This is a genomic window from [Pantoea] beijingensis, assembly GCF_022647505.1.
GTDB classification, from domain to species: Bacteria; Pseudomonadota; Gammaproteobacteria; order Enterobacterales; family Enterobacteriaceae; genus Erwinia; species Erwinia beijingensis.
The window spans coordinates 2231090-2251185 of sequence record NZ_CP071409.1 but is presented as its reverse complement, the minus strand read 5'-3'; the positions used below and the strand labels follow the sequence as shown (position 1 = coordinate 2251185).

19 protein-coding genes and 4 pseudogenes are annotated in these 20096 nt (G+C 49.0%); 12 read left to right on the top strand and 11 right to left on the bottom strand.

Translation table 11 applies throughout. From position 1 onward, the window contains the following. Positions 1–13 precede the first annotated feature (13 nt). Both J1C60_RS10145 and J1C60_RS10140 read right to left on the bottom strand, forming a co-directional pair. Positions 14–364 carry a DUF1304 domain-containing protein gene (locus J1C60_RS10145; RefSeq protein WP_128174152.1) on the bottom strand — a complete coding sequence of 117 codons (351 nt, stop codon included), beginning with the start codon at positions 362–364 and terminating at the stop codon, positions 14–16. A gap of 241 nt (positions 365–605) precedes the next feature. Then, positions 606–1088: a cold-shock protein gene (locus J1C60_RS10140; protein ID WP_128174154.1), complete on the bottom strand. Its 483-nt coding sequence runs from the start codon at positions 1086–1088 to the stop codon at positions 606–608. Between the two features lie 119 nt (positions 1089–1207). On the opposite strand from J1C60_RS10140, the pseudogene J1C60_RS18765 reads away from it, so the two are divergent. Continuing rightward, positions 1208–1288, top strand: a pseudogene (locus tag J1C60_RS18765) (integrase core domain-containing protein); the annotation flags it as partial. Positions 1289–1820: 532 nt separating this feature from the next. Next, positions 1821–1976 (top strand): annotated as a pseudogene (locus J1C60_RS10130) (IS3 family transposase); the annotation flags it as partial. Between the two features lie 106 nt (positions 1977–2082). Here J1C60_RS10130 and yajD read toward each other — a convergent pair. Both yajD and J1C60_RS10120 read right to left on the bottom strand, forming a co-directional pair. Continuing rightward, positions 2083–2427 carry an HNH nuclease YajD gene (gene yajD, locus J1C60_RS10125; RefSeq protein ID WP_128174156.1) on the bottom strand — a complete coding sequence of 115 codons (345 nt, stop codon included), beginning with the start codon at positions 2425–2427 and terminating at the stop codon, positions 2083–2085. Between the two features lie 322 nt (positions 2428–2749). After that, the gene (locus J1C60_RS10120; protein WP_128174158.1) at positions 2750–3622 is read right to left on the bottom strand and encodes a cycle-inhibiting factor; all 873 of its coding nucleotides are present in this window, start codon (positions 3620–3622) and stop codon (positions 2750–2752) included. Positions 3623–3926: 304 nt separating this feature from the next. Here J1C60_RS10120 and J1C60_RS10115 point away from each other — a divergent pair. After that, positions 3927–4037: pseudogene (locus tag J1C60_RS10115) on the top strand (hypothetical protein); the annotation flags it as partial. A 192-nt stretch (positions 4038–4229) separates the two neighbouring features. On the opposite strand, the pseudogene J1C60_RS10110 reads toward J1C60_RS10115, so the two are convergent. Further along, positions 4230–5119: pseudogene (locus J1C60_RS10110) on the bottom strand (tyrosine-type recombinase/integrase); the annotation flags it as partial. Positions 5120–5331: 212 nt separating this feature from the next. Beyond that, a complete protein-coding gene (gene ychF, locus J1C60_RS10105) occupies positions 5332–6423 on the bottom strand; it encodes a redox-regulated ATPase YchF (protein ID WP_128174162.1) in 1092 nt (363 codons plus the stop codon). 343 nt (positions 6424–6766) lie between these two features. On the opposite strand from ychF, the gene J1C60_RS10100 reads away from it, so the two are divergent. Continuing rightward, on the top strand, positions 6767–8248 hold the full coding sequence (locus J1C60_RS10100) for a SulP family inorganic anion transporter (RefSeq protein WP_128174164.1): 1482 nt from the start codon (positions 6767–6769) through the stop codon (positions 8246–8248). Positions 8249–8331: 83 nt separating this feature from the next. On the opposite strand, the gene pth is transcribed toward J1C60_RS10100, so the two are convergent. Then, positions 8332–8925: an aminoacyl-tRNA hydrolase gene (pth, locus tag J1C60_RS10095; protein WP_128174166.1), complete on the bottom strand. Its 594-nt coding sequence runs from the start codon at positions 8923–8925 to the stop codon at positions 8332–8334. Positions 8926–9203: 278 nt separating this feature from the next. Between pth and ychH the strand changes: the two genes are divergently transcribed. Next, positions 9204–9485, top strand: a complete 282-nt coding sequence (gene ychH, locus J1C60_RS10090) for a stress-induced protein YchH (RefSeq protein ID WP_128174168.1) — start codon at positions 9204–9206, stop codon at positions 9483–9485. Between the two features lie 134 nt (positions 9486–9619). On the opposite strand, the gene prs is transcribed toward ychH, so the two are convergent. The 3 genes from prs to lolB all read right to left on the bottom strand — a co-directional run bounded on the left by prs (position 9620) and on the right by lolB (position 12202). After that, the gene (gene prs, locus J1C60_RS10085) at positions 9620–10567 is read right to left on the bottom strand and encodes a ribose-phosphate diphosphokinase (RefSeq protein WP_013201847.1); all 948 of its coding nucleotides are present in this window, start codon (positions 10565–10567) and stop codon (positions 9620–9622) included. 130 nt (positions 10568–10697) lie between these two features. Then, positions 10698–11567, bottom strand: coding sequence for a 4-(cytidine 5'-diphospho)-2-C-methyl-D-erythritol kinase (gene ispE, locus J1C60_RS10080; RefSeq protein ID WP_128174169.1), 870 nt, complete (start codon positions 11565–11567; stop codon positions 10698–10700). Next, the gene (gene lolB, locus J1C60_RS10075; RefSeq protein WP_128174171.1) at positions 11564–12202 is read right to left on the bottom strand and encodes a lipoprotein insertase outer membrane protein LolB; all 639 of its coding nucleotides are present in this window, start codon (positions 12200–12202) and stop codon (positions 11564–11566) included. Before lolB ends, ispE begins: the two co-directional genes overlap by 4 nt. A 320-nt stretch (positions 12203–12522) precedes the next feature. Between lolB and hemA the strand changes: the two genes are divergently transcribed. The 6 genes from hemA to kdsA all read left to right on the top strand — a co-directional run bounded on the left by hemA (position 12523) and on the right by kdsA (position 17906). Continuing rightward, complete coding sequence (hemA, locus tag J1C60_RS10070) at positions 12523–13779, top strand: glutamyl-tRNA reductase (protein WP_128174173.1); 1257 nt, start codon at positions 12523–12525, stop codon at positions 13777–13779. Between the two features lie 45 nt (positions 13780–13824). Beyond that, the gene (prfA, locus tag J1C60_RS10065; protein WP_128174175.1) at positions 13825–14907 is read left to right on the top strand and encodes a peptide chain release factor 1; all 1083 of its coding nucleotides are present in this window, start codon (positions 13825–13827) and stop codon (positions 14905–14907) included. Beyond that, positions 14907–15743: a peptide chain release factor N(5)-glutamine methyltransferase gene (gene prmC, locus J1C60_RS10060; RefSeq protein WP_128174177.1), complete on the top strand. Its 837-nt coding sequence runs from the start codon at positions 14907–14909 to the stop codon at positions 15741–15743. The genes prfA and prmC overlap by 1 nt, the downstream gene beginning before the upstream one ends. A gap of 13 nt (positions 15744–15756) precedes the next feature. After that, the gene (locus J1C60_RS10055) at positions 15757–16155 is read left to right on the top strand and encodes a SirB2 family protein (RefSeq protein ID WP_128174179.1); all 399 of its coding nucleotides are present in this window, start codon (positions 15757–15759) and stop codon (positions 16153–16155) included. After that, positions 16152–16961, top strand: coding sequence for an invasion regulator SirB1 (sirB1, locus tag J1C60_RS10050; RefSeq protein ID WP_128174181.1), 810 nt, complete (start codon positions 16152–16154; stop codon positions 16959–16961). The genes J1C60_RS10055 and sirB1 overlap by 4 nt, the downstream gene beginning before the upstream one ends. Positions 16962–17051: 90 nt before the next feature. Further along, complete coding sequence (gene kdsA, locus J1C60_RS10045) at positions 17052–17906, top strand: 3-deoxy-8-phosphooctulonate synthase (protein ID WP_128174183.1); 855 nt, start codon at positions 17052–17054, stop codon at positions 17904–17906. A gap of 235 nt (positions 17907–18141) precedes the next feature. Here the strand turns inward: kdsA and chaA are convergent, their stop codons facing one another. After that, positions 18142–19233, bottom strand: coding sequence for a sodium-potassium/proton antiporter ChaA (chaA, locus tag J1C60_RS10040; RefSeq protein ID WP_128174185.1), 1092 nt, complete (start codon positions 19231–19233; stop codon positions 18142–18144). 444 nt (positions 19234–19677) lie between these two features. On the opposite strand from chaA, the gene chaB reads away from it, so the two are divergent. Then, positions 19678–19905, top strand: coding sequence for a putative cation transport regulator ChaB (chaB, locus tag J1C60_RS10035; RefSeq protein ID WP_128174187.1), 228 nt, complete (start codon positions 19678–19680; stop codon positions 19903–19905). Positions 19906–20096 lie beyond the last annotated feature (191 nt).

Below are 20096 nucleotides of genomic sequence, written 5' to 3'. Positions count from 1 at the left end.
CATCTTTTCACCTTTAGCGAACCAGCAGTGCAATCAACGCGGCCAATGCTGGAACAGACTGAATATAAAGTATTTTACGACTGGCCGTGGCTGCGCCAAAAATTCCGGCCACGAACACACAGATCAGAAAAAAGCAGGTAACCTGGATTCCGCCTGTCCCCAGCCATAATCCCCAAAGCAAACCTGCCGCCAGAAAGCCGTTATACAATCCCTGGTTCGCAGCCAGTACTCGGGTTTCGCGTGCAAAATCAGCACTGAGATTAAATGCCTTGCGCCCTGTTTGCGTATTCCACAAAAACATTTCAAGAACAAGGATATAAATATGTATAACGGCAACAACAACGACAAGAATATTGGCTAACACGGGAGGCCTTATTCAATGAAGACGGATAAGGGGAGTATAGATAATTACGATGGGCAGAGCAGCATGTTCGGATGATAAAACCCGAATTTTACGCATCGCTCACTTTTAAGGGGGACATTTATCTGCATGTGGCAGACTTTGAGGTATTGGGAAAGCGAGATAGATGATGGCGTGGTGAGCGATGCCGAAATCGCGCTTATACATGTTGCAGGACTTCGGCACAGGGTTCATCCGAGTTATCTCAGACTTTAAGCAGCTTTACCGTCGTATCAATGTCTATTTCATCTTCCGAGAAAATTAACGTCGTTCCCTGGAAAGTGGTGATCGCCAGTTTTTTCAACGGGCGCATTTCACCTGGTTTGGCGGTTGATTTTGGCCTGATACTACTCATCAGTACGCCTACAGACAGCAACGTATTTTCTTTATCGATACGGGTATCGGCAGGCACTTCTTCGCTGTAAACCAGATAAGACTTGATGGACGTGAGCTTAAGACGCTCACCTGCGATATAGATGTATTTGCTTTCCTGGGCGACTTTCACCGCATAGGCGGACAATCCCTTACTATTCGTTGTAGGCTCGAAAGTCACCGACGCATTTTTTTTAATCAGCTCAGGGTTGGCGACCTTAATCACATGGAAATAACGGTTATCGCCGTTTTCATCTTTGATAAATCCAAAACCTTTATCCTGAAACCAGGTTGTGATCGTTCCGTTCATTGCCATTACCATTTACCTAATCATTTAGCGACTCAATTTTTGCAGCGCGCAGTGTAAAACACAATGCCTGCGCGCACTACGTCTTTGGCTAAAATTGGAACGATAAATGCCGGGCAGCGTTACCTGTCCAACCAGGCAAGCCGATGCAGAACGGATTTATTGAAAATTTTAGTGGGTGCTTGATCGACGAGAGCCTGAGTGAGCGGTAGTTCAGCGCTGTTGTTCATGCGGGGAATGATCTTCGCCAAAGCGGAAAAGGGGACAGCTTATTTATTGGTTTAATGCTTGCTTCTGGCACAGCGCGGGCAAGCACGTGGCGCTGAAGGTCTGCTGAGAGTGAAGGATCCGACATTACTTACTGAGCGTTGTATCTAATCCTGAGGGCAGGTCACCATTTGAAAGGATTTTATTTCAAAATTCGCTTTCGATGCTGCCAGTTTTTTCATCTACAGCCTTATTCAAACTAGAGTACAATTTCTCACTTAGCAATATTGATTGTTCAAGTAACTCATTTATATTCTCTTCTGTAATTATTACGGCCCCCCATTCTTATCTTTGCCACTGTAAGTATCCCTGTAAAATGAACCATTCACGTTTAAAGAGTCCCTGACACTCCAATTTCTGCTTTTGGCACAAAGTGGACTGACCCCGCTCAGGTAAACGATCCTGCTCTATAGTTTGAGCATAGCAACTGTCTTTCGAGCGCAACTACGATTTACACCTGAATTTAAGGAAGAAGCCGTCCGTCAAATGTTCTTCAGTTCACTGAAAAAAGAACGCATCAGGAAGAGAATATACAAAACCCGGGATCTGGCCCGGGCGGATATCTTCGATTACATTGAAGTGTTCTACAACCGGGCCCGGCGTCAGTCCATTGAGCATCTGCTCTTGTAAGGTGGGTTTTGTCATCTTGGTTTTTAAATCCGATGAATAATGTGTGGCAGTATGCAGGCAATTTTAGTGGCTCTGCCAGATTTCATAACCTAACAAAATGATATTATTACTTTTTATTAAGCATCGACTTCAAATCGGCAAAGGGATTGTAGGTTGCGGCGGCGACATCTTTTTGTATATCCTCACCCGCCACAACGGTTGTGCCGTATTGCTCGGCTTCAGTGTATTTTGAGTGCTCATGATCATGGCAATACAGACACAATAGTTCCCAGTTACTGCCATCTTCCGGGTTATTGGTATGGTCGTGATCGATATGGTGGACGGTCAATTCGCGTAGATTTGAATACACGAACTCCCGGGAGCAGCGGCCGCATACCCAGGGATAAATTTTTAATGCTTTCTCACGATAGCCGCTTTCCAGACGCGTATAGTTTTTGGGGACCAGTGCCATTGCGATGTTACCTGTTATGAAAAATCATTTTACGATAGTGCTCCTAATATATCCCGTAATGAAACTGAACGAGAACTGAAAGTGGACACTTTTTGGTTGATGCTGAATCACCGCAGATAATCCAGACCCTTCCGGGCCCGTATCATGCAGGCAGTGTATAAAAATACCGGCGTTGCTATGAGCGGGCAGCGGATATCAGGGTTTAGACCCTGTCTACATTACGCGGTAGGATCACTGTGCCTGTTAGTAGCAGAACTTTACAGGCACATCAGGAAAACCTTTGGGTATGCCGTAGGATACCTATTGCTAAAGATAAGTATCTTTAAATGCAGTTCGCCTTAACAGCATTGATATTTCTTTCGAGATTTCCCAGATCGTATTCAGCTAGTTGAAAATTGAATCCTTTATTTTTACGTAGATCAAGTCGTTCGGGGCGCAGCATTTTCGGGTTACTATCAATATCAAACAATTTTGCTATGTGTTCTGGGTCTATGTTTCCGTTCGACATATTGATGAAATGGTTTTCAAGATCATTCAGTGAAACCGGATAAGATGCTTTTTTATTCATCCAATCCTCCAGGCGTAGGGGCCGAGCCGCTCCTTCTCCTAGATCAGACTGATAAATAAATGCATCACGTTTAGATTTCGCACTAGCTGGAAGATCAATTACATACGCGTGCCCAAGCCCTGAATCCTTAACACGCAGGATGAAATTTTTATCTGCAGGTAAATGAGCAAATTGCTGCTGAAGCTGAGAAAGAGATATCGGATGCGCCTTTGCATAGACATAACTTGAATGATCGGAATCGAGGAACAACTTCATTAAATTGTTCGCTGACACGCCACAGACCGGATCCATAATACGTGTACTGCTCCCAATCATATCTTCGACATCTTTCTTTGAGCGACCCCATGCGATTGCCGTCTGCGTGACGTTATCATCAATAGCCTTAAGTAAAGCTGTGGGATTTTTTTGATGGATTGGTTGTTCGTCGTCATCGCTATTAAGCAACACGTTAGCCTTCAAATTTCGAGCACTCAGGTTTGCAAAATCTTGCACTGCCAAAGTCGACGGATTGTTTACACGATGTGGAGTAGACACTTCAATTTTTTGAATCCTATTTTGCTGGTTTCCTCCGATTTGCATATGCGGGTCTGGTTGTGTTGAATAGAAAGCGCTAATTGTGTTTCTCATGCTACTACGTTCCACATGTTGTAATACGATTGAGTGGCGAATAAATAACCACGAAAATCTCAAGAAGTTATTTAATCTTACCAGCATAATGTAGGTACAGGTCTAAGTCGGGTTCTGATATTCTAAACCGTCTGGCTTGAATTCAAAACAGGCGCTATGCCGTCGTCAACAGCAATTGTAAGCGTAGTTTTTATAATTAAATACTGCCGTCCGCATTATTTTTCGGCAGCTATTTTTTCCGTGAGTATATTCTAACGCAAGATGTGATCTTACCCATCAATAATAGACACGGGACTAAGTGAGTCATGTCCGGACACCGTCTGCTCTGATGGAAGAAGCGCTAATACGCATCGGTGAACTGTATGCCATCGAAACCGAAATAAGGGGGAATGCCGGCAGAACCGCGCTTTGCCAAAATCTGCTCGCCAGAGTCTTTCTCATACTGTCCTTCACTACTGGATACATGGTATCGGCTTATGGAGATGCCCTGTGTTATTAGAGGGATGGAAAACAGAGGGATTATAACGCTGAATGAATATAGTAAACAATGTTCATAAAATCATAATGTTACATAATTTCAGGTCAAAATGTGGTTGTTATATTATTGTGGAAAATAATCTTTAATAATCAGCGTTTGCCCGGTTAATCCTTGTAGCATTCTGACAGCTTGAAAGGGTAGGGGAATAACGTATTCTCTTCGGCTTTCATTTGAGCTGCCGGAATGGTCCATAGGGCGTTATCAAGATCGAATTCTGTCCATTCTGCTTCGGTGGCTTCTGCAGGACGCGCCAATGTCCACCACATAAGCCACATGCAATAGTTAACCTGATATGAGCCACGACTATTGTCAAAACAGCTTAATAGCTTCCCGATTTGCTGCGGATTCAGTGCCTGTTTGTGCTGTGTCTTATTGGTGGGGAGGGCCATACGCACAGGCCATACAGGATCGCTATCAGCTCTAAGCGTCGCAACTGCCAGCTCAAAAGCGGATGAAACGGTGCGGCGGGTTTCAGCGGCAACGGTCGGAGCGCCGCGCTTAGCCGTTTCCTGAAGAATTTTAAGTATATGGTGTGGAGTGATCTCTCTGACCGGGAGCTTACCAATTGCGGGAAAACCACACGTTCAAGCATATCCAGTCGCCGCGTTTTGGTGATTTCGGCCCAGTCTTTCATCTGCAACCACTCTTTGGCGATCAGCTCAAAAGTATTCGATGCGTCGTTAATCTTGCGGATCTTATCTAACTGACGGGCCTGTGTCGGACTAACTCCATCTGCGACTTGCTTACGCGCTTGCTCGCATTTCTCCCTCGTTTCAACGAAGTTTTACCGCTGGGTACTCACCAAATGCAAACATGCTTGATTTGCCGTTAAGCTTAAATCGATAACACCACGTCTTCTTGCCGCTAGGTTTGACTTCAAGGTATAAGCCATTGAAATTGTTGAGGCGGTAGAGCTTTTCTTTCGCTTTTGCTGTGCGGCATTGCGTATCAGTGAGCATAACGGGCCTTGTTTATTTCTTATACCGTTATTGTGCTCACTTAAAATAAAGATGGAAGAATGCTGTACTCTTCCATGCCCTCATTTTTGACTACGTTGTTACGAGATAAGTTGAGACTTTATGAAATGAAAAATCCACGCAATGGCGTGGATTTTATAGAGTTTTACGTTATTCTGAGATTCAGTAAAACCTCATGAGACGACAAATTTTATTTAGACGTTGAACAGGAAGTTCATGACATCACCGTCTTTAACGATATATTCTTTACCTTCTGAACGCATTTTTCCGGCTTCTTTCGCGCCTTGTTCGCCTTTGTAGGTTATGAAGTCATCAAAGGCGATAGTCTGTGCGCGGATAAATCCTTTTTCAAAGTCAGTATGGATCTTACCCGCAGCCTGCGGGGCGGTTGCGCCGACGGGAATCGTCCATGCGCGAACTTCTTTCACGCCTGCGGTGAAGTAAGTTTGCAGGTTGAGCAGGGCATAGCCAGCACGGATCACGCGGTTCAGGCCTGGTTCTTCAATACCCATCTCGGCCATAAATTCGTCCCGATCGGCATCATCCAGCTCGGCAATATCAGATTCTACCGCGGCGCAAACCGGTACCACCACGGAACCTTCTGCGTCAGCAATTGCGCGCACCTGGTCAAGATAGGGGTTATTTTCAAAGCCGTCTTCATTGACGTTTGCGATGTACATGGTTGGCTTCAGGGTCAGGAAGCTCAGATAACGAATAGCCGCTTTCTCTTCTTCATCCAGCTTCAGCGAACGTAACATCCCGGCATTTTCGAGGTGTGGCAGGCATTTTTCCAGTGCAGCTTGTTCTGCTTTCGCGTCTTTATCGCCGCCTTTGGCCTTCTTCTGCACGCGCTGTAGTGCACGTTCGCAGGTTTCAAGGTCAGACAGGGCCAGCTCGGTATTGATTACATCAATGTCTTCTGCCGGGTTCACTTTGCCTGAAACATGAATGATATTGTCATTCTCAAAACAGCGCACGACGTGGCCAATGGCCTCGGTTTCACGGATGTTGGTCAGAAACTGGTTGCCCAGGCCTTCACCTTTTGATGCACCTTTCACCAAACCGGCGATATCAACAAACTCCATGGTGGTCGGCAGAATACGCTGTGGCTTAACAATGGCTGCCAGCTGATCAAGACGTGAATCAGGCATTGGCACCACGCCGGTATTCGGCTCAATGGTACAGAAAGGGAAGTTCGCAGCTTCAATCCCCGCTTTCGTCAACGCATTGAACAAGGTGGATTTACCCACGTTAGGCAGGCCCACAATACCGCATTTGAATCCCATGTTTGAATCACCTTAATTGCTTGAATATTAAGACATTAAAAAATGCCTTAATGATGTCGTAGAAAAAAACTTTCAGCATTATACACGTAATCTTCGCCGTTATGGCGCGGATTTCACCTTCAGAGGTGTGTTAATACTTGTGATCGCTATCTTATTTTCCGATACTACCCGGACTTTTAATCAGCGGAGTAGCCTGCGGATGAATAACGTGAAGCTTACGCCACCCTGAGTTTCCCCCCAGTACGCAACGCCAGTTGCGCAGGCTGTCGCTCTGACGGCATGACTGCTCCCGATCCTTTCGGCGGCGCAGTAGTTTCTACTATAACCAAATAAGTGAATAGATATGTTTAACCTGAGTCACTTCAGGGCGCGGGACGTCAAAAATGATGTGCTGGCTGGCTCTGTTGTTGCTGTGGCGCTGATACCGGAAGCCACAGCATTCTCTTTACTTGCGGGTCTGTCGCCGATAATTGGCCTACACACTGCTTTTATGTTGGGGCTGGTTACCGCATTTTTTGGCGGAAAGCCGGGCATGATTTCTGGTGCAGCCGGTTCAATTATCGTGGTCCTGATCAGTTTGATTAACCAGCACGGTTACGAGTATGTACTGCTGGCAACTATTCTGGCCGGTTTGATTCAGATCGCGATAGGTGTGTTGCGGCTGGGCAAATTTATACGTTTAGTTCCTCAGCCGGCAATATTCGGGTTTGTTAACGGCCTGGCCATTGTTATCGCCCTGGCGCAAATCCCGATGATTAAAAACCAGGGGCCGCTGATGTACGGGCTAGTGGCACTGGCGATGCTGATCGTCTGGCTATTCCCAAAATTTACGAAAGTGATACCCGGTTCGCTGGCCGCGCTGATTGTGATTAGCGCCATTGCTATTGGTTTTCATCTTGATACCAAGCGGGTAGGCGATCTTGCGGATATTGCCGGTGACTTGCCGATGTTTCATCTGCCGGATGCGCCGTTTAGCCTGCAAACGCTGAAGATTGTGCTGCCGTATTCGGTAGTCATTGCGCTGGTGGGATTAATTGAGTCGCTATTGACCATGGCGGTACTTGATGAAATGGGCAGTAAAAAAGGGGCAGGGAATAAAGAGTGTGTCGCTCAGGGGCTGGGTAACACGCTTTGCGGTTTCTTTGGCAGCTTTGCCGGATGTGCGATGATTGGACAATCGATCATCAACTTTACCTCCGGCGGGCGCGGGCGGATATCGAATGCCGTAGGTGCGTTGCTGCTGATCCTGTTTGTTATCAGCCTGTCATCCTGGATTGCGCTTCTGCCCGTTGCGGCGCTGGCAGGGATTATGTTTGTGGTGTGCATTCGCACTTTTGAATGGAGCTCGATCCGCCGCCTGAAACGCATGCCAAAGGCCGATGCAGTGATTATGATTGCGGTTACGCTGGTGACGATTTATACCGATTTAGCCATGGCAGTGATTTTTGGCGTAATTATTTCGGCGTTGGTATTCGCCTGGCAACATGCGCGTATCACCATTGTGAAACAAACCGAACAGGATAATGAAAAAACCTACCAGCTTGAAGGGCCGCTGTTCTTTGGTTCGGCTGCCGGTTTTGCTGAGCTGTTTACGCCCGCCAGCGATCCGCAGCGGGTGGTGATTGATTTTGCCCGTACTCGGGTGATGGATTCAAGTGGCGTTGAGGCCATAGATAAACTCAGCACGCGCTATCAGGAAGCAGGGAAAATCCTGTTGCTGCGTCATCTGAGTGAGGATTGCATTAGTTTGCTGAAACAGGCAGGCCCCTGGTGCCTGCATGAGCTGGATGACCCCGATTACAAGGTCGCCGCAGATGATGTTTGAGGTGGAAAGTCGTCGATGAACAGAGCGGCAGGGCGGATAAACCCTGCCGCATTACGATAGGATATCGTTTTAATGCGCGATAATTATAACGTGCCAGCTTTATAGCTGTGCAGCCGATTCATCGCTTTTAAGCGATCGTCTTTCAGCCAGATTTCCGTGCAGCGTGCCGCTTCATCTATAGCATCATCGATCAAGGATTGCTCATTAGCTTGTGGTTTTCCCAGGACAAATCCCACCACTTTATTGCGATCGCCGGGATGCCCGATACCAATGCGCAAGCGGTGAAAGTTAACGTTATTGCCTAACTTACTGATGATATCTTTCAGGCCATTGTGCCCGCCGTGGCCACCGCCTTGCTTAAATTTCGCTACGCCAGGCGGTAAATCCAGCTCATCGTGCGCAACCAGAATTTCTTCCGGTGAGATGCGATAAAATGTGGCCATCGCCGCCACGGCTTTACCACTGAGGTTCATAAAGGTGGTAGGAACCAGTAAGCGAACGTCCTCGCCAGCAATCGCCAGGCGGGCAGTGTAGCCGTAGAATTTGCTCTCTTCCTTTAACGACTGATTATGGCGCTCTGCCAGCAGGTCCAGATACCAGGCCCCTGCATTGTGGCGAGTCGCGGCGTATTCGGCGCCAGGATTGGCAAGACCTACGATCAGTTTGATGCTACTCACGCGCTCTTTTTCCTGAAATAGCTGAATTAAAGAGCGCTAGTTTACTGTGCCGTGGACGAGAATACAAAAGCACCGACGTGGTAGTAAATAAGAGCGATAATTCATTGCCGAAATAATATGTTTTTTATCTAAATTCAGGCGCTTAAAAAGTAAAGAAATGTCAAAATTTAGCAAATTGTGTGATCTATCACGCAATGAAGTTGCTTGCCATTATCTAAACTTATGACACAAGGCAATACCTGTATTGCCAGTCTGAGCGGCTTGAAAGGAGGTGAGATATGAAACGTAGACACGCGAATGTTGCGGGTAATATCCTGATGGGATTCGGGTTGCTTACCATGGTTGCTGGCGTCGGATATTCAGTGCTTAATCAACTGCCGCAGTTGCAGTTACCTCAATATATGGCACACGGCGCGATTTTCAGCATCTTTCTGGGGGCGCTTCTGTGGTTGGTGGGCGCGCGTATCAGTGGCCGTGAAAAGATCGCCGATCGTTATTATTGGCTGCGTCACTGCGGGGATCAACGCTGCCGCCGCCAGTCGCATCATCACCATAGCTGAAGTAAACAGCCCTGCCATCTGTTGTAAAGCCTCTGCGGAGGCTTTTTTATAGGTAAGATATTACTCAGAAGGCGTATTGCCGCCCAAATGAAAAAAGCCGGGCAAGCCCGGCTTCGATTCTCTGAACCTGTCGATTAGTGTTCGAACATCGCAGAGATTGATTCTTCATTACTGATGCGGCGAATGGCTTCAGCCAGCATGCCAGAGAGCGTCAACGTACGTACGTTTGGCAGTGCTTTGATCTCTTCCGGTAATGGAATAGTGTCGCAGACGACAACTTCGTCGATCACCGAGTTGCGCAAGTTTTCCACTGCATTGCCAGAGAAGATTGGATGCGTTGCATAAGCAAAAACACGCTTCGCACCGCGTTCTTTTAAGGCTTCCGCTGCCTTACACAGGGTGCCACCGGTATCAATCATGTCATCAACCAATACGCAGTCGCGGCCCGCAACGTCACCGATGATATGCATCACCTGCGAAACGTTAGCGCGCGGACGACGCTTATCGATGATAGCCATGTCGGTATCGTTAAGCAGCTTAGCGATAGCGCGAGCACGGACCACGCCACCGATATCTGGAGAAACCACGATCGGATTCTCAAGACCAATCTGCAGCATATCTTCCAGCAGAATGGGGCTACCGAATACGTTATCAACCGGGACATCAAAGAAGCCCTGAATCTGTTCTGCGTGCAGGTCCACCGTTAACACGCGATCTACGCCAACGCTGGAAAGAAAATCCGCAACCACTTTTGCGGTAATAGGTACGCGTGCAGAGCGAACACGTCGATCCTGACGCGCGTAGCCAAAGTAAGGAATAACGGCAGTAATACGACCAGCGGAAGCACGACGCAGGGCGTCAACCATAACAACCAATTCCATCAGGTTATCGTTGGTTGGGGCACAGGTGGACTGGATGATGAAAATATCACCACCGCGTACATTTTCGTTAATTTGTACGCTGACTTCACCATCACTGAAACGACCGACGGCGGCGTCGCCCAGGCTGGTGTAAAGGCGGTTGGCAATACGTTGTGCTAGTTCCGGCGTAGCGTTACCAGCAAAAAGCTTCATATCAGGCACGAGAAGAACCTCAGGCTTTGCGTCCAGAGAATGAACATAATCGTAAATGGCAATGGGCGCTATACCATTACGACTGTTTCATACGGGTGTGTTAATGCGCCACGTGCAGCATCAGGAACGGGTGACCCTGTCACGTAATCGCTTTGTGCCCTGAAAGAGCGCGATGCAGCGATGAGACATTACTGCCTCGTGCAACAAATCCACGCAACCCCTTCGGGGCCAGCTCAAGCACCTGACGAGCAGCGGACTCGGTGTCGAATTCGGCAAACACACAAGCGCCGGTTCCTGTTAGGCGCGACGGCGCGTATTCTAGCAGCCAGGAAACAAGCTCTTCAACCTCACGAAAACGTTTTCTTACTACTGCTTCACAATCATTGCTGAAAGAACCCTGCAAAAGGGTGGAAATATCCCTCACTGGCGAGTCGCGTTTTAGCTCGGGATCGTTAAATATCTGGGGCGTAGCAATATTTACGCCGGGATGTGCCACCAGATACCACTTTTCCGGCGGGCTAACGGGGCGTAGTCGTTCGCCTACGCCTTCGGCAAAAGCGGCATAGCCTTGTACGAAGACCGGCACATCGGCACCCAGCGTCAGACCAATGGCAGCAAGCTCGTCCAGCGTAAAACCGGTTTGCCATAGCTGATTTAACGCAACCAGCACCGTCGCAGCGTTGGACGATCCACCACCTAATCCGCCGCCCATCGGCAAACGTTTTGTTACTGCGATATTTGCACCTGCGCCTGTGGGTAAGGTATGGCGCGCAGACGCGTGCTGCATCAGTAAGCGTGCGGCACGGACAATCAGGTTTTCCTCGTCCGGTACGCCCTCAATCGGCGTCAGTAAAATAATGTCACCGCTTCGCGTGGGGGTGATGGTCAGACTATCGCCATAATCCAGAAACTGAAACAGCGTTTGCAGATTGTGATAACCATCTTCACGCTGACCAGTGATATAGAGAAAAAGGTTCAGCTTTGCCGGGGAGGGCCAGGTTGCGATCATTTAACGGTCCAGTTATCCATTCTGAGTTTAATTCGCTGGTCGCCTGCCTGCAGCTCCAGGTTAGACGGCAGCGGGGGGGTAACTTTGCTATCATACCCCTGATAGGTCAGTTTCCACTGTTGACCATTGTGACGATAATTCAGCGATTTCAATAAATAGTGGCTATCCAGCGTGTAATCGGTGGCCTCACCCGGTAAGCCCATCATCCACTGACGCAGACTGTTTAATGGGATATCCATGCCTGTCAGCTGTGACACCATTTTCTCTGCATCATCGCTGACGTAGCGTTTACCTTTGTTATCAACCAACTGTACGACGGAACCCTGTGCGTCCAGCTGTAGCTCAGTACTGCCCAATGGATTGGTTAACAGCAGGCGATAGCGGTCTGCCGCCGTTTGCTGCCAGTTAAAGCGCGCATACACTTTTTGCTTATCCGAAAGATAGGCAAAAGCACCGCGCGTCTGATATTGGCTAATCTGTGCGACACGCTGTTGGTGCTGTTTCCACTGTGCTGAATCAGGGCTTTGACCGGGTTCCTGAGGTTGATTGATCGTACAGGCAGCGAGCAGCACGCTGGCAACGGGGAGAAGTCGTATCAGACGGCGGGTAGTACGAGATAGGGACGGTGAATACATTGCGTGGTCATCTCCTCAGACACAATCAGGGCATGCTTGCCCACAGTTAACCTTTAAACGCTAACCATCCGCGTTTAAGCCGTCAATGCTCAAATTGTCTTATTTACCGCGCTTCAGCTATAAGTTAGTGGTGAATATCGTTTACGCTGTGCGGCACCTGCATCTTATCAGGTTAATGGGGAATGACGAGAATACCGATTGTAAGTGCGGCATTACCTATTACAGGCATATGCGCGGTATGACTTTAATTGATCTCGCGCATCTTGTAGAATGCGCCTCATAAAACCCTATCATCAGTGGGATAACCAGACTTTACTACCATGACGCTGCTTGCCCTGGGAATCAATCACAAAACAGCACCTGTTGCTCTGCGCGAACGTGTGACCTTCGCGCCGGACACGCTGGATCAGGCGCTAAATAGCCTGCTGGCACAGCCACTTGTGCAAGGCGGCGTCGTTCTGTCTACCTGTAACCGCACTGAGCTCTATCTTAGTGTGGAGCAGCAAGAGAATCTGCATGAAGAGCTGGTTCGCTGGCTTTGTGACTATCATAAGCTCAGCGCAGATGATGTGGAAAAAAGTCTTTACTGGCACCATGACAATGATGCAGTGAGTCATCTTATGCGCGTAGCCAGTGGCCTTGATTCACTGGTGTTAGGCGAGCCGCAAATCCTGGGGCAGGTGAAAAAAGCGTTTGCGGATTCGCAGCGCGGTCACTCGCTGTCCAGCGAGCTGGAGCGGATGTTCCAGAAAACCTTTTCCGTTGCTAAACGCGTCCGCACTGAAACCGATATCGGTGCCAGCGCGGTCTCCGTCGCCTTTGCCGCCTGTACGCTGGCGCGCCAAATCTTTGAATCCCTTTCGACCGTGAACGTATTGCTGGTTGGCGCGGGTGAAACCATTGAACTGGCTGCCCGCCACCTGCGTCAGCATGACGTCAAAAAACTGATTATCGCCAATCGTACGCGTGAGCGTGCGCAGGCGCTGGCTGATGAAGTCGGCGCTGAAGTGATCGGCCTGGCCGAGATTGATGCGCGCCTGGCCGAAGCAGACATTATTATCAGTTCAACCGCCAGCCCATTGCCAATTATTGGTAAAGGTATGGTGGAGAGGGCGTTGAAAGCCCGCCGTAATCAACCGATGCTGCTGGTAGATATCGCCGTGCCGCGCGATGTTGAACCGGAAGTAGGCAAGCTGGCTAACGCTTATTTGTACAGTGTTGACGATTTGCAGGCGATTATTGAAAAAAATATGGCACAGCGCCAGGCGGCAGCTATTCAGGCAGAAAGCATCGTCGTGCAGGAGAGCGGTGAGTTCATGGCCTGGCTTCGGGCACAAAGCGCCGTAGAAACCATTCGTGATTATCGTTCGCAGGCCGATCAAGTGCGTGCCGAACTGGAAGCCCGTGCGCTGGCTGCTTTACAGCAGGGTGCAAATGCGCAGGACGTGCTGCGCGATATGGCGCATAAGTTAACCAACCGTCTTATACATGCCCCCACCAAATCCCTACAGCAGGCCGCTCGCGATGGCGACGAAGAACGCCTGCAGATCCTGCGCGATAGCCTGGGACTGGACTAGCTACTCTTATCTGAACTCCATTATTTACAAGGTAAAAAACACCACATGAAGACTTCTATTGTTGCCAAACTGGAAGCCTTGCAGGAGCGCCACGAAGAAGTGGAGGCGATGCTCGGTGACGCGGGAGTGATCGCCGATCAAGAACGTTTCCGGGCGCTGTCGCGTGAATATGCGCAGTTAACCGATGTCAGCCAGTGTTTTCGCCAATGGCAGCAGGTGCAGGAAGATATTGAAACCGCTGAGCTGATGCTGAGCGATGTCGAAATGCGTGATATGGCGCAGGAAGAGTTACAAGAGGCGCGTGAGCGTAGCGAAACGCTGGAGCAGCAGCTGCAGGTACTGTTGCTGCCGAAAGATCCTGACGACGAGCGTAATTGCTATATTGAAGTCCGTGCCGGTACAGGGGGAGATGAAGCGGCTATTTTTGCCGGTGATCTGTTCCGCATGTATAGCCGTTATGCGGAAATGCGCCGCTGGCGAGTCGAAGTCATGAGCGCAAATGATGGCGAGCATGGCGGTTATAAAGAGGTTATTGCCAAAGTTATCGGTGAGGGCGCATACGGGCGTCTGAAGTTTGAATCTGGCGGGCATCGCGTACAGCGCGTGCCGGAAACCGAATCACAGGGGCGTATTCATACTTCAGCATGCACAGTCGCTATCATGCCAGAATTGCCAGAGGCAGAATTACCGGATATTAACCCTTCCGATCTGAAAATCGATACTTTCCGTTCATCCGGTGCGGGCGGTCAGCACGTAAACACCACCGACTCTGCGATTCGTATTACCCATTTACCGACCGGGATTGTGGTGGAGTGCCAGGATGAGCGTTCGCAGCATAAAAACAAGGCTAAAGCACTGGCGGTGTTAGGCTCGCGTATTCGTGCCGCGGAAATGGCTAAACGCCAGGCAGAAGAAGCCTCAACGCGGCGTAATTTGCTGGGCAGCGGCGATCGTTCAGATCGTAACCGGACCTACAATTTTCCACAAGGTCGCGTGACCGACCATCGTATTAACCTGACGATTTATCGTCTGGATGAAGTGATGGAAGGCAAACTGGATTCATTAATAGAGCCGATTGTGCAGGAATATCAGGCCGACCAGCTCGCCGCGTTGTCAGAGCAGGATTAGTGGAAATCCGCCGTTGGTTAAAAGGGGCTATCGGGGCGCTTGCTGAAAGTGAGAGTCCCAAACGAGATGCCGAAATTCTGCTGGGCTGGGTGTTAAAACGGCCACGTAGTTGGTTAATCGCGTTTGATGAAACAGCGTTGACTGATGATCAGTTACAGCAACTTGATGTGCTGATCGCGCGTCGTGCCAGCGGTGAACCCGTCGCTCATCTGACGGGGGAGCGTGAGTTTTGGTCACTGCCGCTTACCGTCTCTCCCGAAACCTTGATACCGCGTCCCGATACGGAGATCCTGGTTGAGCAAGCGCTGGTACGCATTCCTGCAGAGGCGTCGAGGCTGCTTGATTTGGGCACAGGTACCGGGGCTGTCGCCCTGGCGCTGGCTAGTGAACGCCCTGATTGCCAGGTGATCGGCGTTGACCGTATTGCGGGTGCCGTAGCCCTTGCGCAACACAATGCCGATAAATTGCAGATCGGCAATGCGGCCTTCCGGCAAAGCGACTGGTTTTCGGCGCTTGACGGACAGCGTTTTGCGCTTATCGTCAGCAACCCGCCCTATATTGATGCTAATGATTGTCATCTGTTTCAGGGAGACGTGCGCTTTGAACCCTTAAGCGCCCTTGTCGCGGAAGAGCATGGGCTGGCAGATATCCGGCAGATTGCGGCGCAGGCGCAGCATTATCTGCAATCTGAAGGCTGGTTACTGCTGGAACATGGCTGGCAACAAGCGCAGGCCGTTCAGGCTATTTTGCGTGAGAACAATTTTCTTTGTGTTGAAAGCTGTCAGGATTATGGCGGTAATGATCGAGTGACGCTCGGTCAGAAGGCTAAGTCATAATCAAGGAAGCACGATGGCAACCTGGTATCCCGTAATTAAAGCGTTTCATTTTCTGACTGTCGCGATCTCTATCGCGATGTTTGTCCTGCGATTTTACTGGCTACAGAAGCGTTCCCTGCATTTACAATGCCGCTGGGTTCGCATTGTTCCGCATATCAACGATACCCTGCTGCTCATTTCCGGTATTCTGTTGGTCTGGATATCTCATTTTTATCCATTTACACCGCAAGGTAGCTGGCTGACTGAGAAGCTGTTTGGCGTTATTATCTATATCGTGCTGGGTTTTATCGCGCTTGGCCGCCGTCCACGTTCCTGCAAGGTACGCTGGATCGCCTTCCTCGCCGCGATAATAGTGGTCTGTCTGATCATTAAACTGGCCATAAGTAAAATGCCACTGTTGGGGATTGTATGACGGCCGTAGCTAAATTTGATTTTACTGAATCACCGCTTTCTGCATCGGTGATTGCCGCATCGCGGGCGATTCGCGATGATTTTCCAACGGAATATGTCGGATCTCAACTGCAGTCTTTGGTTGAGGAAGCGCGTGAATATGTTGCCTCTGAGGACAATATCGATCTGCGACTGGAGAAACTGCTGGAGTTGTTTTATCACCAGTGGGGATTCGGTAACGCGAGCGGTATTTATAACCTTTCAGACACGCTCTGGCTTGATAACGTACTCAGAACGCGCCAGGGAACTGCGGTGTCGCTGGGCGTGATCCTGTTACATGTTGCCGGGGAGCTTGAGATCCCGCTGATGCCGGTTATTTTTCCCACGCAACTCATTCTGCGGGCGGACTGGCTGGACGGCGAAATGTGGCTGATCGACCCCTTTAACGGCGATACGCTTGACGAGCATACGCTGGAAGTGTGGTTAAAAGGCAATATTAGCCCAACGGCAGAGCTCTATGACGATGACTTGGACGAAGCGGAGCCGACAACGGTGATCCGTAAAATGCTTGATACGTTAAAAGCGGCGCTGATGGAAGAAAAACGCATGGAAATGGCATTGAATGTCAGCCATGTGCTGCTGCAGATCGATCCTGACGATCCTTATGAAATTCGCGATCGCGGGCTGATTTATGCGCAGCTTGAGTGTGAGCATATTGCATTAAACGATCTCATTTATTTTGTTGAGCAATGTCCGGAAGATCCGATCATTGAGATGATTAAAGTGCAAATCCATTCGATACAGCATAAACGCGTCACGCTGCATTAACTGGCGGGTATGTTTACCCCGCTCTGAAGCAAAAGACATAAATTCGCTCTGATGAGCGCGATGTGACCCCTAAGACAGGAAGATTAAGGCATGAAACAGAAAGTTGTGAGTATTGGTGATATCAATGTTGCGAATGACCTGCCATTTGTGCTTTTTGGCGGCATGAACGTACTGGAATCTCGCGATTTAGCCATGCGGATTTGCGAACACTACGTCACCGTTACGGAAAAACTGGGCATTCCTTACGTCTTTAAAGCGTCGTTTGATAAAGCAAATCGCTCCTCAATTCACTCTTACCGTGGCCCGGGTCTTGAAGAGGGAATGAAGATTTTCCAGGAGTTAAAACAGACTTTCGGCGTAAAGGTGATCACCGATGTCCATGAGGCAAGCCAGGCGCAGCCCGTTGCAGATGTTGTTGATGTGATTCAGCTACCCGCTTTCCTGGCGCGCCAGACCGACCTGGTGGAAGCCATGGCGAAAACCGGTGCGGTCATTAACGTGAAGAAACCCCAGTTTGTCAGCCCGGGACAGATGGGGAATATCGTTGAGAAATTCGCTGAAGGCGGTAACGAGAAAGTTATCCTGTGCGATCGTGGTGCAAACTTTGGCTACGACAACCTGGTTGTGGATATGCTGGGTTTCAACGTGATGAAACAGGCTTCAAAAGGAAGCCCGGTGATTTTTGACGTGACACATGCGCTGCAGTGTCGTGATCCCTTTGGCTCGGCTTCCGGTGGCCGTCGTGGACAGGTGACCGAACTGGCGCGTTCAGGAATGGCTGTAGGTCTGGCCGGTTTGTTTATTGAGGCCCACCCGGACCCGGCCAATGCTAAATGTGATGGACCTTCGGCGTTACCGCTGGATAAACTGGAACCTTTCCTGAAGCAAATGAAAGCGATTGACGATTTGGTGAAAAGCTTTCCCGAATTGGATACCAGTAACTGATCTCACCACCCTGTTTGAAGGATGTTGGGGGAGAGACATGCTAAAGGCGCCTCAGGGCGCCTTTAGCATTATTGCAAAGATGTTTGTGATACACAGCGCGGTTACAGGACCGCGGAATGGCAGAACGCCAAAGCGAGACTATGTGACAATGTCACGAATTGATTGAATCTGGCAGAGAGCGGCCATACATCTGTTCTTATGGCCGCACAGCAGGAGCCTGTAATCCGGTCCCTGTTTATAACATAATGGTCATTAAGTAACCGATAAACAGTGCCAGATGCGCTGCGCCGTTCAGCACATTGGTACGTCCGGTAGAGAACGAAATGTGGCAAAGAATTAATACGGCTGACATCATCACCATCTGCGGAGGCTCCAGCCCGTAAACCAGTTGCTGATCGGTGAGGGTGGCAATAATAGCGACTGCTGGTACCGTGAGGGAGATGGTCGCCAGTACTGAACCGAAAAACAGATTCATTGCGCGCTGTACCTGATTTGCCAGTACGGCACGTATTGCCCCTAACCCCTCGGGGGATAGAATCAACAGCGCGACCAGGAACCCGGTAAACTGCTTAGGTGCATTCAGTTCGGTCAGCAAAAACTCCAGCGGATTGGCATTCATCTTGGTGACGCTAATCACTGCGATAAGATGCACGATCAGCCAAAGCGTATGCCGTAGACTGCTATGCGCAGAAGGTTTACCGTGATGCGGATCGTCTCCATCGTCTTCGTGCTCATAAACAAACAGGCTCTGGTGAGTCTTCGTCTGGATAAGCAAAAACACGCCATACATGGCGGCCGAAATGGCAGCAATTAACAATGCCTGGCCAGTGGTGAAATTGCCGCCGGGCAGCGCGTTCGGAAAAATCAGTACCAGGATAGCCAACGGAAAAATGGCGATCATATACTGCTTCACACCTGCCAGATTAAGGTATTGCGTGGCGAATTTACGTCCACCGAGTAGCAGAGAGAATCCGACCAGCCCGGCGGTGACGATCATGATAATGGAGTAAAGCGTATCGCGCATTAACGCAGGTGCAGCATCACCTGTTGCCATTAGTGCGGAGATCAAACTCACTTCAAGAATTACTACGGAAAGACTCAGGATCAACGAGCCAAAAGGTTCGCCCAAACGATGCGCGAGAACGTCAGCGTGACGCACGACACTAAAAGCACTGCTGAGAATGGCAACCAGCGCGAGCAGGTTAATGCTAACGACTACCGGGAATGATTGAGTTGAACCCCACAGAGCAAGAATAATTAATGCTGCGACGGGAAGAATGAGTGAATATTCTGTGTGGCGAGTTTTCGAGCCTTCATGTGCCCCCATAGGCGGTTTTCTCCTTTTAACGTGTCCTGAACACCTAAATCAGCATATACCTGCAGCAGGCTTATCATCATTATTGTGCTTCATCGATATTACAAGCAAAAGAGTATAGAACGTTGTGACAAAAATTGATTCTCTGTTTACGCTATTTTACTGATTAACTGTTAAATACCATAATAATGGCTATTACTGCGTGTTAACTGAAATAATATTCTATCTTTAAGGCGATTAGCATCTTTATAAAGTGATATTACTGCTTAATAAAAATGATAAATCGCTATGATTATATGGATAAATAGCGTCTATTTTTATTTTTCTGCTTTAGTTGTCTTTAAATGTCGGCTTGCACTTTAGTGACGATAGGCCACACTGATATAACCGTAATTTTTCTCACATGCGCTGTTAGGCACTGCCATGCAATGCGGATGTAATCTTCAGGAGAGAGAAATGCCGTATAAAACGAAAAATGCGTTACCGGATAGCGTAAAGCGCGTTCTGCCCGACCATGCTCAGGATATTTATAAAGAGGCGTATAATCACGCGTGGGATGAATATAAAGAAAAGCAGGACCGGCGAGGTGATGACTCGCGCGAGGAAACCGCGCATAAAGTTGCCTGGTCTGCGGTGAAACATCAATATCAAAAAGGCGATGATGATAAATGGCATAAGAAGTGAGTAGTCCGCTTCAGCGAGTATCTGAGTCCTGTCTGCATTGTCGACGTTATCGCGAACAGGTCCTTTATTCGCTAATTATTTGCGGTACTAAGATTTTTTCCTGTGTTGTCACAATCTGGCTTGATTGTGTCGGAATAAATGAATAAGTTCTTATACTCATCCTACGACAGGTTACAGCATTGTTGGCTGTG

What these genes read in the sequence shown, in the direction of transcription:
- prfA (WP_128174175.1), top strand. Translation starts at nt 13,825, where the DNA reads ATGAAGACTTCTATTGTTGCCAAACTGGAAGCCTTGCAGGAGCGCCAC.
- sirB1 (WP_128174181.1), top strand. Translation starts at nt 16,152, where the DNA reads ATGACGGCCGTAGCTAAATTTGATTTTACTGAATCACCGCTTTCTGCA.
- ispE (WP_128174169.1), bottom strand. Translation starts at nt 11,567, where the DNA reads ATGATCGCAACCTGGCCCTCCCCGGCAAAGCTGAACCTTTTTCTCTAT.
- chaA (WP_128174185.1), bottom strand. Translation starts at nt 19,233, where the DNA reads ATGGGGGCACATGAAGGCTCGAAAACTCGCCACACAGAATATTCACTC.
- hemA (WP_128174173.1), top strand. Translation starts at nt 12,523, where the DNA reads ATGACGCTGCTTGCCCTGGGAATCAATCACAAAACAGCACCTGTTGCT.
- J1C60_RS10100 (WP_128174164.1), top strand. Translation starts at nt 6,767, where the DNA reads ATGTTTAACCTGAGTCACTTCAGGGCGCGGGACGTCAAAAATGATGTG.
- J1C60_RS10120 (WP_128174158.1), bottom strand. Translation starts at nt 3,622, where the DNA reads ATGAGAAACACAATTAGCGCTTTCTATTCAACACAACCAGACCCGCAT.
- kdsA (WP_128174183.1), top strand. Translation starts at nt 17,052, where the DNA reads ATGAAACAGAAAGTTGTGAGTATTGGTGATATCAATGTTGCGAATGAC.
- J1C60_RS10055 (WP_128174179.1), top strand. Translation starts at nt 15,757, where the DNA reads ATGGCAACCTGGTATCCCGTAATTAAAGCGTTTCATTTTCTGACTGTC.
- ychH (WP_128174168.1), top strand. Translation starts at nt 9,204, where the DNA reads ATGAAACGTAGACACGCGAATGTTGCGGGTAATATCCTGATGGGATTC.
- yajD (WP_128174156.1), bottom strand. Translation starts at nt 2,427, where the DNA reads ATGGCACTGGTCCCCAAAAACTATACGCGTCTGGAAAGCGGCTATCGT.
- ychF (WP_128174162.1), bottom strand. Translation starts at nt 6,423, where the DNA reads ATGGGATTCAAATGCGGTATTGTGGGCCTGCCTAACGTGGGTAAATCC.
- lolB (WP_128174171.1), bottom strand. Translation starts at nt 12,202, where the DNA reads ATGTATTCACCGTCCCTATCTCGTACTACCCGCCGTCTGATACGACTT.
- J1C60_RS10140 (WP_128174154.1), bottom strand. Translation starts at nt 1,088, where the DNA reads ATGGCAATGAACGGAACGATCACAACCTGGTTTCAGGATAAAGGTTTT.
- chaB (WP_128174187.1), top strand. Translation starts at nt 19,678, where the DNA reads ATGCCGTATAAAACGAAAAATGCGTTACCGGATAGCGTAAAGCGCGTT.